Here is a 15,523-nt window from a genome sequence, read left to right as displayed (position 1 = left end):
GAACTGATCCGGCATTGAGGGCTGCATCGGCCATGCTGAACCGTTTTCATTCCATATCCACCAAGGTCCTCGTCATTTTCCTGGCGTTGATGGCGATCTCGACCGGGGCTTTGACGCTTCTCGGCTATCAGAGCAGCAGCGGCGTTCTCGAGGAGCAGGCGTCGAAATCCATGGAGAGCATTCTCGTTTTCCGCGGTGACATGCTTCAGGAGCGCCTGGAGCAGCTGAAGACGCAGGCGGATTCCATTGCCAAGATCGAATCCCTGCAGATGGCTGTCGTCTCCATGCGCAGCGGCTGGACCACGGTGCAGAAGAACTCCGGTGACGCGAAGGCGGAATTGCAGCGCGTTTTCGTTAAGGAGAACCCCTTCGGCGACAGGGAAAAGCTGATCAAGCCGGAAAGCCCCAGCGGGTTTTATTATTCCACCCATGAAAAGACCCAGACGGATATCGCCGGTTATCTCAAGGGAACGCCGTTCAGCGATGTGCTCTTCATCGATCCCGCCGGTGCGGTCTATTATTCCTATCTCAAAGGACCGGCTTTCGGAGAAACCGTAACCTCTGGCGCCTGGACGGAAAGCGGCCTTGGCGCAGCCTTCACGCGCGGCGCGGTGAATGCCGAAAAAGCGGTCAATGATGTGGCGCAGACCAGCTTCTCCGGGCTGCGGACCGATGCTGCGACAAAGGAGGCCGGTATTTATTTCGGCGTCCCGGTCGTCAAGTTTAGCGCGTTCAAGGGCATCGTTCTCTTCCGCGTCAAGGAAGACGTTTTTGGCCAGATACTGACGAAAGGCATTGCGGCCGGCAGTTCGGAACAATCCGCCATCATCGCGGCTGATGGCAAGGTTCTCGGCGTGGACGGCGAAAAGCTCGTCAGCCTCGACCCGGCCATTTACGGCTTCCATGGCGAAGCCCTGAACGCGACGGGCATGACCATTGCCAAGATCAACCGCGCGGATGGCGAAGCCAATGCCTACGCCCGCCCCTTTTCCTTCGCCGGTGAGAAATATCTCGCGGTGGAAAGCATGCTGCGTAGCGAGTTGAACGCAGGCTCCGTCTCGATCGCCGGCACGCTGGCCGTTATCGGCCTTTGTGTTCTTGCCGCCATGTGTGCGGCGACAGCATTTTTTGCACGACGTCTCTTTGCTCCGTTGGAAAAGCTTGCGAGCTTGACCGGCGAAGTGGCCGCGGGCCGTCTCGATGCCGACATCGGCAATCAGGACAGGAACGACGAGATCGGCAGGATGGCGCGTGCGCTCGGCAGTTTCCGTGAAAAACTCATTCTGCAGCGGGAAATGGAAGAAACAGCATCGCGTACACGCGAGGAAGCCGAGACGGCGCGGCGCGCGCATCTTGCCGAGCGCGAGGCCGAGGCCGGCACCCTGCAGATGGTCGTGCAGTCTCTGGATGAGGGGCTGGACCAGTTGGCGAGCGGCAACCTCGCCTATCGCATAGAGACCGTTTTCCCTGAGGATCTCGAAAGCCTGCGCCACAACTTCAATACCGCACTTGCCCGGCTCAGCGAGACCATGGAAGCGATTGGCGGCAACTCCGCCGCCGTTCGTGGCGGCTCCGAGGAAATGCGTGTGGGGGCGGACCAGCTGGCGGAACGCACCGAGCGGCAGGCGGCTTCCATCACTGAAACGGCCAGCGCCATCAAGGCGATTACCGAAGCGGTCCGCGACCAGATCGAACGCGCGGCGCAGGCAACGCGGATCGCGCGCGACGCCAGCACCGAAGCAACTGCATCCAGTCGCGTGATGGAGCAGACCATCGCCGCCATGGAGGCGATCCAGACCTCGTCGCGCCAGATCAACCAGATCATCGGCGTCATCGATGAAATCGCCTTCCAGACCAACCTGCTCGCTTTGAACGCAGGTGTAGAGGCCGCCCGCGCGGGCGACGCAGGCAGGGGTTTTGCCGTCGTGGCGCAGGAAGTGCGCGAACTGGCGCAACGTTCGGCTGCCGCCGCGAAAGAAATCAGCAGCCTTTTGAAACGCTCCACCGACGAGGTTTCCGCCGGCGTGGTGCTGGTGGAGAAAGCCGGCGCTTCGCTGACCGGCATCGGCGAACATGTGCAGACCATCAGCGCGCGCCTCGAGGAGATCATGGAATCCACCCGCGAGGAAGCGCATACGCTCTCGGAAATCAACAGCACTGTCACCAGCCTCGATACCATGACCCAGCAGAATGCCGCCATGGTGGAAGAGACGACGGCGGCCATCCACAATCTCGCTTCCGAAGCCGGTGAAATGGACGGCAGGCTCGGAGAGTTCGTGCTGGCTTCAGAAAACGAAGCAGTGCGGTATCAGGAAAAGACACAATTCCGGCGGGCGGGCTGAGCCAGCTGGCTGAAGAAAGGCAGGGCCTCTGCTGAGGCCCCAATTTTTTTGAACGATCCATCAATTCTATGCGACTTCTCTGGTAAATCGGGACGCGCGCCTTACATCCGCAGCAAAGATTTGAATTTCTGCAGGAGCGTCCGATGATCCCCTTTTCCATTCTCGACCTTTCGCCGATCGGCGAAGGCGAGAGCGTCAGCGCGGCGCTCGAAAATTCCCGCCGCATGGCCATCAAGGCCGAAGAACACGGTTATAATCGCCTCTGGCTGGCAGAGCATCACGGCATGCCCGGTATTGCCAGTGCTGCAACCTCGCTGGTGATCGCCCATGTGGGTGCCGCCACCAAACATATCCGTGTCGGTTCCGGCGGCATCATGCTGCCCAACCACTCCCCGCTCGTCATTGCCGAGCAGTTCGGAACACTGGCGGCACTTCTGCCCGGTCGTGTCGATCTCGGCCTAGGCCGCGCTCCCGGAACCGATATGCGCACAGCGCGAGCCCTGCGCCGCAACCTCGATGCCGGCGCGGAAAATTTCCCGCACGATATCGTCGAACTCCAGCGTTACCTTGGCCCGCCGCAGCCGGATCAGGCGATCCTCGCCGTGCCCGGCATGAATTCCAACGTACCGCTCTGGCTGCTCGGCTCCAGCACCTACAGCGCGCATCTCGCCGCAGCGCTCGGCCTGCCCTATTCCTTCGCCTCGCATTTTGCCCCCGATATGCTGATGGAAGCGATCCATATCTATCGCGAGCGTTTCCAGCCTTCGGAAGTGCTGGACAAGCCCTATGTGATGGTCGGTGTGATGGGTGTCGGCGCCGATACGGACGAAGAGGCGCAGCATCTCTTCACCTCGTCCCAGCAGCAATTCGTCAACCTGCGCCGCAATGTGCGCACGCAGTTTCCGAAACCGGTGCACAGCATGGACGATTACTGGAACGAGATGGAACGTTTCTCCGTCGAACACACGCTGCGTTTCGCCGCCGTTGGTTCACCCGAAACGATCGAGCGCCATCTCGACGGTTTTCTCGCTGAAACACAGGCGGATGAACTGATCGTTTCCATGCCGATCCATGACATCGAAAAGCGGCTACGTTCCGTGGAAATTTTCGCCGATGTACGGACCGCCATCCGAAAGGCCGCCTAGAATTTCTGGCATTTCCTGGAAATGCTTTAAACAAAAAAGCCCCGGAGCGATGTCGCTGCCGGGGCTTTTTCTTGAACATGAACGTCAGGCGGAAAGCTTGGCGAGGATTTCTTCTGAGACTTCGAAGTTGGAATAGACGTTCTGCACGTCATCATCATCTTCGAGATTGTCGATGAGCTTCATCAGCGACTGCGCCTTTTCTTCATCCACCGGCACCGTGTTCTGCGGCTTCCAGATGGCCTTGACGCTTTCGGCTTCGCCGAGCACGCCTTCCAGCGCCTTGGAAACCTCGTTCATGGCTTCGAAACCGCAGATGATGGTGTGGCCGTCTTCAGACGATTCGACATCATCGGCACCGGCTTCAATAGCCGCTTCCATGATCTTGTCGGCATCGCCGACTTCAGCCTTGTAGGTGATTTCACCAACGCGGTCGAAGGAGAAGGATACCGAGCCGGTTTCGCCGAGCGCGCCGCCGGCCTTGGTGAAGATGGAGCGCACGTTGGAAGCGGTGCGGTTGCGGTTGTCGGTCAGGGCCTCGACAACGACGGCGACACCGCCCGGACCGTAACCTTCGTAACGGACTTCATCGTAGTTCTCGCTGTCTGCGCCGGAAGCCTTCTTGATCGCACGCTCGATATTGTCCTTCGGCATGGACTGTGCCTTGGCGTTCTGGATTGCCAGACGCAGGCGCGCGTTCATGTTGGGGTCGGGCATGCCCGTCTTTGCCGCAACGGTGATTTCGCGTGCAAGCTTGGAAAACATTTTGGACCGAACGGAGTCCTGCTTGCCCTTGCGGTGCATGATGTTCTTGAACTGTGAATGACCAGCCATGGAAAACCCGATTGTCTTAATTTGGAGATTGCGGGCCTTATAAGTGCGATAAGCCCGTCGTTCAAGCCCGCAAGCACTTTCTCTTCCGCAAACAATAGAAGGAACTGATTTATCCGCTCCTCGTTCTGATCATGAACACGGCGGAAGAACCTTTGTTGTCTCTCCGTCGCAGCGTTAAACCCGGAAGGAGAAAACAGATGGTCAGCCTGACTGAAGCAAGAGAAGCCCCGGCCCGCCAGCTCTGGGACGAGATCAACTCGGTCCATGCCGGCATGCTCGGTCTCGAAGGCCTGCACACGCATATGCAGCCCATGGCACCTCATGCTGACCCCAAGATCAATACGATCTGGTTTTTCTCCAAAAAGGACACCGATCTCGTAAAATCGCTGAAACCAGGCTCGCGCGCGCATTTCTGCCTTGTCGGCAAGGACCATGATTACCATGCCTGCCTCTCCGGAATTGTGGAGGCGCGCGACGACAAGGCGAAGATTGACGAATACTGGAATTCCGTCACCGCCGCCTGGTATGAACATGGCAAGAGCGATCCGCAGCTGACGATGCTGGCACTTCATGTCGATGATGCCGATATCTGGGCCTCGACGGACAGCACGCTGAAATTCGGCTGGGAAATCGCCAAGGCCAACATGTCCGACGACAAGACGCCTGATGTCGGCGTCCGCCAGCACCTCACCTTTGCCTGATCGACAGCTCCCCCGCCCTTCCTCGCCTGCCACCAGCTACATGCCCTTCGGCACCAGTATCTGCGGCTGGCGGGGAAGGTTTCTCATCGAGACCCGGATCACCGGATCCGTGGCATAGGCGATCCGGAAACTCCCCCCGAACATGGTCAGGAACTGCTCAAGCGGAGGACCGGTGCGGTGCATCGGCAAGATCAGCGCGGAGCGCAGGCGCTTCACAACCCTGCTCATGCTGTCAGCCCCCATGGTCAGACCGCCATCCACCGGCACCATCAGCACGTCCAGCCGGCCGATTTCGGCATAATGCGTATCCGTCAGTTCATGATGCAGATGGCCGAGGTGGCCGATGCACAGCCCGGCGACCTCGAAGATGAAGATGGAATTGCCGTTTTCCTGAAACGACTCGTAGTCACCCCAGCGGTTGCGGATATCTGTCGCGACATTGCGGATATAGACGTCACCCACCAGCACCCTGTGTTCGGCCTTTTCGCCGGGCGTATCACTCCAGCCATGCAGCACATATTGAATGGCCGGGTCCGGGGTGAGGGTGAAATGGGTAGAATGCGCCCGGTTCATCGTCACGACAGTCGGCATGACGGGCGGACGGTAGACGCCGTTATAATCGGTGGCGATCGTCACGCCATCGGGACTTTCGATGAGATAGGTGGAATGGCCGATGAAGCTGATCTTCACCTCTTCCTTCGCCGTTGCCTGCGCCAGCTGGACACCTGGCGTATTGAAGCTCGCGAACATCACTCCGGGGATATTTTGAGCAATCGCCTGGCATTGGCTGACGGGTGGCCGGCTTGCCGTCTGAGAAAAGGCGGCTCCCGCACAGGCAATCAGCCCTGTCATTGCAAGCATTAGCACGCGCAGCATCATGCCACTCCCCTGAACTTGCGAAGGTTGAGAGGATGGGGCAGGTTTTGCAGGGCGTCCAGTTACAAGAACGGCGGAAGGCTCAGACTCTCGTCATTGTGAACGCTTCCGCGGACATTCAGGCCCAGAAGGAGGGCAATGTTTCCGAAAGACGCGGGCCGATGCGCAACGGCGCGATCTTTTCCGCAAGTCCAGTGCGATCGGAAATTTCAACACCGACGCCGCAGATCGTCGCCGGCCCGCTTGCCGCCTCGAAACGGCCCTTCGGCATTTTGGAAATGAAGCGATTGATCGGCTCTTCCTTTTCCATGCCAAGCGAGCTGTCATAATCCCCGCACATGCCGGCATCAGACATATAGGCTGTGCCGCCATTCAATATCTGCGCGTCAGCCGTTGGAACATGGGTGTGGGTGCCGACGACGAAGCTCGCACGGCCATCGACGAAATGGCCGAAACACTGCTTTTCGCTGGTCGCCTCGGCGTGGAAATCGAAGATGATGGCGTCGGCCTGTTCCTTCAGCGGGCAGGCGGCAAGAATGGTTTCCGCCGATTTGAAGGGATCGTCCAGTTCCGGATGCATGAACACCCGGCCCATGATGTTGGCGACGAGGATACGCGCGCCGTTGCGGGCATAAAAAATGCCCGAGCCCTTGCCCGGCGTGCCATCGGGATAATTTGCCGGCCGCAGGAACTGGTCGTGGCGCTCGCAGAAGGAAACCGCTTCCTTCTGATCCCAGACGTGGTTGCCGGTCGTCACGACATCGGCACCGGCGTTGATGGTTTCGAGAAAGATATCCTCGGTAATACCGAAACCCCCGGCGGCGTTTTCACCGTTGACGATGACGAAATCGAGCTTCAGATCGGAAATCAGCCCCGGCAACCTGTCCCAGACAGCCGTGCGCCCGGTCTTGCCAACCATATCCCCGAGAAAAAGAAGTCTCATTCACCGCCCCGTTTTGCGTATGTTCTTTGGATTGCGTCCCTCTAGCGGGTAATCCGTGTTTTAAAAAGTGCTAAAACGCCGTGTGCCCATTATCAGACATCAGCGCTGCGCGGAAAACCAGCGCAGGCCGCTCTCCGTCAACACGGCGTGAAGCGCCACATCGTGCGGCTCCGCCGGCACCGACGCTACCTCCTGACAATCGAAGGCGATACCGATGAGAACAGGCTGACGGCCCTTGGCGTGCAATCTCGCAATGGCGCGGTCATAGTGCCCCGCGCCATAACCGATCCGCTGGCCCTCCCCATCGAAGACGGAAAGAGGCACAAGCAAAATGTCCGGATCGAGAATTTCGGCATCCCCGCCCGGTCCGGTCGTGCCGAAACCGGTCTTCACCAGCGGCGTATCCGCTTCGAAGACGCGAAAAACGATGGTTTCCCTGTCAAGTACCACGGGAAGGACGAGACGCCCGCCGCGTACACGCAACGCTTCCATCAACGGCCTGGTATCAACCTCGGAGCGGATGGGCATGAAACCGGAAATGACAGTGCCCGGTGCAAAGGGAATGCCGGAGGCACCATGAGCCGTCATCGACAGGCTCTTCTGCTGCCGCTCGGCTGGCGTCAAAGCATCGCGCGCGGCGAGCCTTTCGCCGCGCAACCTTGCTTTTTCCGCTGCATCGGCCTGCATCACGCGGCCCGGCTCACAAGAACCTTGTCGATACGGTGGCCATCGAGGTCGATGACTTCGAAACGCCAGCCATTACGGGTGATGTGCTCGCCCAGTTCCGGAAGACGGCGGAATTCATCGAGAACCAGACCGGCAACGGTCTCGAACTCGGCATCCTCATCGATCTGGAATCCCATGCGATAGGCGAATTCATCGGCCGGCATCCAGCCGGCGACCAGGAACGAACCGTCTTCGCGCTCAACCATGGCCGGTTCTTCGTCATTATCTTCCTGGAAGGCACCGGTGATGGCCTCCAGAACGTCGCCGGAGCTGACGATACCTTCGAAATGGCCATATTCGTCATAGACCAGCACCATATGCACCGTGGAGCGGCGCAGCGACTGGATGACATCCACCGCGCTCGTCAGATCCGAGACAACGGGAACCTCGCGCAGAAGCTCGCGGACATCGAGCTCCTTGCCGGAGGCTAGCGCATCGAAGGCGTCCTTGGCAAAAAGCACGCCCAGAATTTCGTCCGAAGCGCCGTTGCGCACCGGCAGGCGCGAACGCTGTGTCTGGCGAAGCTGCTCGCGGATTTCTTCGGCGCTGTCTTCGATATCGACCACTTCCACATCACGACGCGGCGTCATCAGGCCGCGCGCATTGCGGTCGGCAAGGCGCATGACGCTGGTGATCATCGCCGATTCCTCGGTCTCGATCACGCCGGCACTATGGGCTTCGGCCAGAACCGTGCGGATTTCATCGTCCGTCACCGAAGCGTTGGACTCACCGCTATGGCCGAGAATTGCCAGAACGACCTTGCCGGATTTATCCAGCAGCCACACCAGCGGCGCGCCGATGCGTGAAAGCATCACCATGGTGGGCGCGACACGGGCGGCGATCTTTTCGGGATCGCGCAGGGCGATCTGCTTGGGCACCAGCTCGCCGACGATCAGCGACAGATAGGTAATGGCGACGACCACCGAGCCGACACCGATGGCATCGGCGGCACGATCGGGAACGCCTTGCTCCAGAAGCCATCCGGTGAACCGGGCGCCGAGCGTGGCACCGGAAAACGCACCGGACAGAACGCCGACCAGCGTGATGCCGATCTGGACCGTGGAAAGGAACCGACCGGGATTTTCGGAAAGGCCGAGCGCCATGGTGGCGCCCATGCTGCCTTGCGCGGCAAGCACCTTGAGCCTCGCCGGTCTGGAGGAGACAACGGCAAGCTCGGACATGGCAAGCACACCGTTCAATACGGTGAGCAGGACCACGATCATAATTTCAGTAAACAAGTTTAGCTCTTTGGGCTGTTGAACGGCACGTCGCGGTTTTGGCCGCAGCGCCCTTTATGTAAAAGGGCATGACAGACATACCAATCCGGATAATAGGCAATTGTTCCGCCATTGCAATGACAGCAATATAAAAAAGCCATGCCCGGCAGCATTGAAAAATAACTGTCGACGAAAAAATGATCAGGCGAAGGACCGGGGTTGACCCGAAACTTCAAGTGCGATCCGCGGCGACCGATGGAGATTTACGATCCTGGGTGCCTACAAAAGTAGGTGGGCGCCGTGTGTCCAGTCCCACGGGACTGGCCAGGGACAGCTCCCTTTGGATCGAGTATGGCCCCAGGGATTGTGGTTCCTGTCGGGAAGCGCAGAACGCATCCCAGATATAGGACGGATTGGAGGAAACCGCCAGAGGGCGGACAGCGAATTTTGCCGGCGCAGAAAGTCGCCCGATCAATGGGCCGCGGGTTTAGGGCGTGCGAGGAGCTTTTCGGTAATGCCGTTCAGCCGGTCGGCCAGATCGCCGATGACAACAGCCACCATTTCATCCGATTTCGCCTTGTGTTCGGCCATACCGTCACGGTTGTGGGAAAGGGATGCAACTTCACTCTCCAACCTGTCGATCTTGCGGTTGAGTTCGGAAAGCTCGTCCATCACCATGATGCCGGCCATGACGGTGAGCCGCAGATCGCCAATTTCTCCGAACTGGCTCTTGAGATGCCCGACATAACGGTCGAAACGGGTGGCGAGATCGGTCAGGTGGTCTTCCTGCCCCGCTTCGCATGCCATGCGATAGGCCTTGCCGTCGATCATAACAGTGACTTGCGCCATGAAACCGCTCCCTATCGATCCAGCACCGCGCGGATCGTCTCCATGGCGGTTACCAGCCGGCGGGACACCTCGCGATTGACTTCTTCAAGACGGTTGGCGCGAAACTCGGCCTGATCAAGCTCGTGTGCGAGCCTGGCGCGGTCGACATGGACCCGCTTGACCTCATTATCGATCTCGCCCGTCTCCCTTTGCCGCTCGATACGCATATCGATGGCATTTTCGAGATTTGTGATGGCAGCATTCAGCTCCGTCAGCGCAGATTGTACGGTCTTCTCAGCCGACATCGTTTTTTCCAACTCGCACGCTACCGGCCGAATCGTCCGGTTTCAGGCCTTCCCAACAATCACGAGGTTATTACCCGATTTACCATCCCGTCAATCAAACCAGTGCATTGAGGCATTTTGCTCTGTGGATGAACGAAGAAGCGCCGGGCCCCATCGCACGATTTTTGGCGGGACAGCCGATTTTCTAAACGATTTTTATCCTCGGGCGAACCGCAATTGCCCGTGGATTTATTGACTTGCCTGCCTCACCTGCTATGGATCAACCCGCTTTTTGGATAGTTGCGTAAAACTATCTCCTTTCACCCGGAACAGACGGAAAAGCCATGATTTCTCGCGACAAACACAACCGGATGGCCAATGCGATCCGCTTTCTTGCCATGGATGCAGTGGAGAAGGCCAACTCCGGCCATCCCGGACTGCCGATGGGCGCCGCCGATGTCGCCACCGTTCTTTTCACCCGCTACCTGAAATTCGATCCGAAGGCGCCTCTGTGGGCGGACCGCGACCGCTTCGTGCTGTCTGCCGGCCATGGCTCCATGCTGCTTTACTCGCTGCTTTATTTGACGGGCTACGAGGACATGACGATCGACGAGATCAAGCGGTTCCGTCAGTTCGGCTCCAAGACCGCCGGCCATCCCGAATACGGTCACGCCACCGGCATCGAGACCACCACCGGTCCGCTCGGCCAGGGCATTGCCAACGCCGTTGGCATGGCAATCGCCGAACGCAAGCTCGAAGAGGAGTTCGGCTCCGACCTGCAGAGCCACTTCACCTATGTGCTGTGCGGCGACGGCTGCCTCATGGAAGGCATCAGCCACGAAGCCATCGCGCTTGCCGGCCATCTGAAGCTCAACAAGCTCGTTCTGTTCTGGGACGACAACAACATCACCATCGACGGTGAAGTTGGCCTGTCCGACAGCACCGACCAGATCGCCCGCTTCCAGGCCGTTCACTGGAACACTATCCGTGTGGATGGCCATGATCCCGACGCGATTGCTGCCGCCATCGAGGCAGCGCAGAAATCCGACCGCCCGACCTTCATCGCCTGCAAGACCGTCATCGGTTTCGGAGCCCCCAACAAGCAGGGTACCCACAAGGTGCACGGCAACCCGCTCGGCGCCGAAGAAATCGCCGCTGCCCGCAAGAGCCTGAACTGGGAAGCCGAAGCCTTCGTCATTCCGGAAGATGTGCTCGATGCATGGCGCCTCGCCGGCCTGCGCTCCACCAAGACCCGCCAGGACTGGGAAGCCCGCCTCGAAGCCACCGAGACGGCCAAGAAGGCCGAATTCAAGCGCCGTTTCGCCGGCGACCTGCCCGGCAACTTCGACAGCTCCATCGATGCCTTCAAGAAGAAGATCATCGAGAATAACCCGACGGTTGCCACCCGCAAGGCCTCGGAAGATTCGCTCGAAGTCATCAACGGCATCCTGCCGGAAATGGTCGGCGGTTCGGCTGACCTGACGCCGTCCAACAACACCAAGACCAGCCAGATGAAGTCGATCACGCCGACGGACTTCTCCGGCCGTTACCTGCATTACGGCATCCGCGAGCACGGCATGGCTGCGGCCATGAACGGTATCGCTCTTCACGGCGGTCTCATCCCCTATGCCGGTGGCTTCCTGATCTTCTCGGATTATTGCCGTCCGTCGATCCGTCTTGCAGCACTGATGGGCATCCGCGTCGTCCACGTTCTGACGCACGATTCCATCGGCGTCGGTGAAGATGGTCCGACCCACCAGCCGGTCGAGCAGATCGCAGCGTTGCGCGCCATTCCGAACCTGCTCGTCTTCCGCCCGGCGGATGAAACCGAGACGGCGGAATGCTGGCAGCTGGCTCTCGAGCAAAAGCACCGTCCGTCCGCACTGGCGCTTACCCGCCAGAATCTCACGCCTTCGCGCAAGGAATATGAAGAAAAGAACCTGTCCGCTTATGGCGCATACGAACTCGTCTCCGCCAGCGACGCCAAGGTTTCGATCTTCGCTTCCGGTTCGGAAGTCGAAGTGGCGCTGAAAGCTGCTGCGACGCTGAAGGACAAGGGTGTTTCCGCCCGCGTCGTTTCCGTTCCCTGCTTCGAACTCTTCAAGGAACAGCCGGAAACCTATCGCAACGCCATCATCGGCAAGGCTCCGGTCAAGATCGCGGTGGAAGCCGCCATCCGCCAGGGCTGGGATTACTTCATCGGTAATGACGGCGCTTTCGTCGGCATGCACTCCTTTGGAGCCTCTGCGCCGGCGAAGGATCTCTTCAAGCACTTCGGCATCACGGCGGAAGCCGTCGTCGCCGCAGTCGAGGCAAAACTTGCATGAGGGCTCCCAAGGCCCTCACATTCCGCATAGACCAAGCACATATCTTGTTCGGGAGACTGTAAATGACTGTAAAAGTTGCCATTAACGGCTTCGGCCGTATCGGCCGCAACGTTCTGCGCGCCATCGTCGAATCCGGCCGTACCGATATCGAAGTCGTTGCCATCAACGACCTCGGCCCGGTTGAAACCAACGCTCACCTGCTGCGCTACGATTCGATCCACGGCAAGTTCCCGGCTGACGTCAAAGTCGAAGGTGACACCATCATCGTTGGCGGCGGCAAGCCGATCAAGGTCACGGCTGTTCGCGATCCGGCAACCCTGCCGCACAAGGAACTCGGCGTTGACATCGCGCTCGAATGCACGGGCATCTTCACCGCCCGCGACAAGGCTGCCGCTCACCTGACGGCCGGCGCCAAGCGCGTCATCGTTTCGGCACCGGCTGACGGCGCTGACCTGACCGTCGTCTTCGGCGTCAACGACGACCAACTGACGAAGGACCATCTGGTCATTTCCAACGCGTCCTGCACCACCAACTGCCTCGTGCCGGTCGTGAAGGTTCTCGATGACGTCATTGGCATCGATCATGGCTTCATGACGACGATCCACTCCTACACGGGCGACCAGCCGACACTGGACACCATGCACAAGGATCTGTATCGCGCCCGCGCCGCAGCCCTGTCCATGATCCCGACCTCGACGGGCGCGGCCAAGGCCGTTGGCCTCGTTCTGCCGCACCTCAAGGGCAAGCTGGACGGCACGTCGATCCGCGTTCCAACCCCGAACGTTTCGGTAGTCGACTTCAAGTTCATCGCCAAGCGCGACACGACGGTTGAGGAAGTCAACGAAGCGATAAAGTCCGCTTCCAACGGCAAGCTCAAGGGCATCCTCGGCTACACCGAGGAGCCGCTGGTCTCCCGCGACTTCAACCACGACAGCCATTCCTCGATCTTCGCGATCGACCAGACCAAGGTGATGGAAGGCAATTTCGTGCGCGTTCTGTCCTGGTACGACAACGAGTGGGGTTTCTCCAACCGCATGTCGGACACGGCCGTCGCCTTCGCGAAGACCATCTAATTAAAACAGTTTGATGATTGAGGTCCGGCGGGGGCAATCCCGCCGGATTTTTTATTCTCGATTTTCCTCCCCTATGCCGCCAAGTTTTCAATTTCCTGCCTTTGTCTGGTCCATTTTGAAACGGACAAGAGGGACAGGGATAATGGTCGTGCGCAATGCACTTCGGCCCTGCCGTATCTTTCGATACACCCCGCCTTGCGTCGCCTTTCAACGCCACCCAGACAGCGCTGACAGACCGCAACCCGTGGCGCATTGACTGCGGACGTGCAGAGCATTCGTTGCGGCGGCCAGCGCGGTGTGAAAGAGGCGGTGGACGTGGAATCATTTTATCTTCTGTTGCTGGTCGCAACTGTTCTGGTTCTCGTCGCGGCCTTTTCCAGCCTTATCGCCTTCCGTTTCGGCGCGCCGCTGTTGTTGCTCTTCCTTGTTATCGGCCTTGCGGCGGGTGTGGATGGCCTCGGCATCGAGTTCACCAACAATCCGCTGGCCTATATGCTCGGCTCGCTCATACTTGCCGTCATCCTTTTCGACTCCGGCTTCGGCACCTCCCTGCAATCCTTCCGGCTTTCTGCGGCACCCGCCGTCGCCCTCGCAACCGTCGGTGTCATCCTCACATCCGTGTTCTTCGCAGGGGCTGCCGCTCTGCTGCTCGGGCTTTCCTGGCTGGAGGGCCTGCTGCTCGGCGCCATCGTCGCCTCCACGGATGCGGCGGCCGTATTCTTCCTGCTGCGAATCGGCGGCATCCATATCCGTGATCAGGTGCGCTCCACGCTGGAAGTGGAATCCGGCACTAACGATCCGATGGCCATCTTTCTCACCGTGGCGCTGGTCGAGATCATCGCCAAGGGTCAGGGTCTCGCCGGCATCGACAGCGGCTTCCTGCTGCTCTTCGTCGAGGAAATGGGGCTCGGCGTGATTTTCGGCCTGCTCGGCGGCCTCATGATCGCCACCGTCGTCAATCGCTTCGCCGCCGACCGCGGGCTGGCGCCGATCTTCGTGCTGGCGCTGGCGCTGCTCGTTTTCTCCTTCACCGGCGCAATTGGCGGCAGCGGATTTCTCGCGGTCTATGTGGCCGGCATCGTTGCCGGCAACCGCAGGATATTCGCCAAGGAAACCATCCGCCGTTTCCATGAAGGGCTGACCTGGCTTGCCCAGATCATCATGTTCCTGATGCTCGGCCTGCTCGCCACGCCGTCGCAATTTCCGTCAATCGCCATTCCGGCCGTGCTGCTGGCGCTTTTTCTGATCTTTGTTGCCCGCCCGCTCGCGGTGTGGCTCAGCCTGATGCCGTTCAACTATACCCAGCAGGAGACCTCCTTCGTGGCATGGGTCGGCCTGCGTGGCGCGGTTTCCATCCTGCTCGCCATCATGCCCATCCTCGGCGGACTGGACGATGCGCAGATTTATTTCAACGCCGCCTTCATCATCGTTCTTGTATCGCTCCTCGTGCAGGGCTGGACCATCAAGCCGGTGGCAACGAGGCTCGGGCTGATCGTGCCACCGCGCATGGGCGAGGTGGACAAGCTGGAGGTCGATCTTCCCGGCACCGCCAATCACGAGCTGATTTCCTACCGCGTGGCCAAAGGCAGCGCCATCATGCAGGGTGAGCGCATTCCCCGTTGGGCGATGCCATCGCTGGTGGTGCGAGACGGCAAGTCGATCCGTTACCAATATGCCGGGCGGCTGCGCGAAAACGATCTCGTCTATCTGTTTATCGCGCCGAACTACACCCGCCTGATCGACAGACTGTTCGCCAGCGCCTTGCCCGTTGCCGATGACGACGCCGATTTCTTCGGTATCTTTACGATCTCGCCTTCGCGCCCTGCGAAAGAAATGGAGGCTGCCTACGGCCCCGGCCTCATTTCGCCCGCCGAACACGCCATGACCATCGCTGAACTCATCGAGACGCGCCTTGCCGGCAAGGCGGGTTATGCCGACCGGGTGCGCCTCGGCCCCCTCGTTCTCATCGTCCGGGCGCTGGACGAACAAGAAGCAATCACCGGCGTCGGCATCTCGCTGGAACCTGTCGAACCCGCCATCGGCCTGCCGATTTTCATCAGCTTTTCGGACATCCTCCGCCGTGCGCGCACGCATCTGGCACAACGGCGTCAGTTGCGTTCCGCCGATGCCGGCGAGGGCGTTTCCGCACCTGCGAAGACGGTGACAGAAAATGAGGCCTGACCGGCTTGCGTCGGCAATCAGGCATAGTATGGTCCGTCCCGAACTCGCA

At 59.6% G+C, this 15,523-nt stretch carries 13 protein-coding genes and 1 other RNA gene; 6 read left to right on the top strand and 8 right to left on the bottom strand.

Translation table 11 applies throughout. The annotated features are described in order from the left end of the window. Positions 1–32 precede the first annotated feature (32 nt). Entirely contained in the window at positions 33–2,342 is a 2,310-nt protein-coding gene (locus GSF67_RS19970; RefSeq protein ID WP_035216128.1) for a methyl-accepting chemotaxis protein, read from the top strand. Positions 2,343–2,485: 143 nt separating this feature from the next. Further along, entirely contained in the window at positions 2,486–3,487 is a 1,002-nt protein-coding gene (locus GSF67_RS19965; RefSeq protein ID WP_006314735.1) for an LLM class flavin-dependent oxidoreductase, read from the top strand. Between the two features lie 84 nt (positions 3,488–3,571). Here GSF67_RS19965 and GSF67_RS19960 read toward each other — a convergent pair whose 3' ends face one another. Beyond that, positions 3,572–4,318: a YebC/PmpR family DNA-binding transcriptional regulator gene (locus tag GSF67_RS19960; protein WP_006314734.1), complete on the bottom strand. Its 747-nt coding sequence runs from the start codon at positions 4,316–4,318 to the stop codon at positions 3,572–3,574. A 197-nt stretch (positions 4,319–4,515) separates the two neighbouring features. On the opposite strand from GSF67_RS19960, the gene GSF67_RS19955 reads away from it, so the two are divergent. Continuing rightward, a complete protein-coding gene (locus GSF67_RS19955) occupies positions 4,516–5,019 on the top strand; it encodes a pyridoxamine 5'-phosphate oxidase family protein (RefSeq protein ID WP_006314733.1) in 504 nt (167 codons plus the stop codon). Between the two features lie 36 nt (positions 5,020–5,055). On the opposite strand, the gene GSF67_RS19950 is transcribed toward GSF67_RS19955, so the two are convergent. The 7 genes from GSF67_RS19950 to GSF67_RS19920 form a co-directional block, all read right to left on the bottom strand. Further along, the gene (locus tag GSF67_RS19950; RefSeq protein ID WP_006314732.1) at positions 5,056–5,898 is read right to left on the bottom strand and encodes an MBL fold metallo-hydrolase; all 843 of its coding nucleotides are present in this window, start codon (positions 5,896–5,898) and stop codon (positions 5,056–5,058) included. Positions 5,899–6,013: 115 nt separating this feature from the next. Then, positions 6,014–6,838 (bottom strand): TIGR00282 family metallophosphoesterase, encoded by an 825-nt coding sequence (locus GSF67_RS19945; RefSeq protein WP_006314731.1) that lies wholly within the window; start codon positions 6,836–6,838, stop codon positions 6,014–6,016. A gap of 99 nt (positions 6,839–6,937) precedes the next feature. After that, a complete protein-coding gene (locus GSF67_RS19940) occupies positions 6,938–7,525 on the bottom strand; it encodes a 5-formyltetrahydrofolate cyclo-ligase (RefSeq protein WP_006314730.1) in 588 nt (195 codons plus the stop codon). After that, positions 7,525–8,787, bottom strand: coding sequence for a hemolysin family protein (locus tag GSF67_RS19935; protein WP_006314729.1), 1,263 nt, complete (start codon positions 8,785–8,787; stop codon positions 7,525–7,527). The genes GSF67_RS19940 and GSF67_RS19935 overlap by 1 nt, the downstream gene beginning before the upstream one ends. Before the next feature lie 230 nt (positions 8,788–9,017). Continuing rightward, a non-coding RNA gene (gene ssrS, locus GSF67_RS19930) (6S RNA) lies at positions 9,018–9,176 on the bottom strand. Between the two features lie 76 nt (positions 9,177–9,252). After that, complete coding sequence (locus GSF67_RS19925; RefSeq protein ID WP_176072072.1) at positions 9,253–9,630, bottom strand: cell division protein ZapA; 378 nt, start codon at positions 9,628–9,630, stop codon at positions 9,253–9,255. Positions 9,631–9,641: 11 nt separating this feature from the next. After that, positions 9,642–9,914: a DUF4164 domain-containing protein gene (locus tag GSF67_RS19920; protein ID WP_003506205.1), complete on the bottom strand. Its 273-nt coding sequence runs from the start codon at positions 9,912–9,914 to the stop codon at positions 9,642–9,644. Between the two features lie 323 nt (positions 9,915–10,237). Between GSF67_RS19920 and tkt the strand changes: the two genes are divergently transcribed. The 3 genes from tkt to GSF67_RS19905 all read left to right on the top strand — a co-directional run bounded on the left by tkt (position 10,238) and on the right by GSF67_RS19905 (position 15,474). Beyond that, the gene (tkt, locus tag GSF67_RS19915) at positions 10,238–12,220 is read left to right on the top strand and encodes a transketolase (protein WP_006314727.1); all 1,983 of its coding nucleotides are present in this window, start codon (positions 10,238–10,240) and stop codon (positions 12,218–12,220) included. Between the two features lie 62 nt (positions 12,221–12,282). Continuing rightward, a complete protein-coding gene (gene gap, locus GSF67_RS19910; protein ID WP_006314726.1) occupies positions 12,283–13,293 on the top strand; it encodes a type I glyceraldehyde-3-phosphate dehydrogenase in 1,011 nt (336 codons plus the stop codon). Between the two features lie 315 nt (positions 13,294–13,608). Further along, entirely contained in the window at positions 13,609–15,474 is a 1,866-nt protein-coding gene (locus GSF67_RS19905) for a potassium/proton antiporter (RefSeq protein ID WP_035216136.1), read from the top strand. The last annotated feature ends 49 nt before the right edge of the window (positions 15,475–15,523 follow it).

This window comes from Agrobacterium sp. CGMCC 11546 (genome assembly GCF_013365515.1).
GTDB lineage: Bacteria > Pseudomonadota > Alphaproteobacteria > Rhizobiales > Rhizobiaceae > Agrobacterium > Agrobacterium fabrum.
The sequence above is the reverse complement of the archived record's forward strand: the minus strand, read 5'-3'. Positions and strand labels throughout refer to the sequence as shown.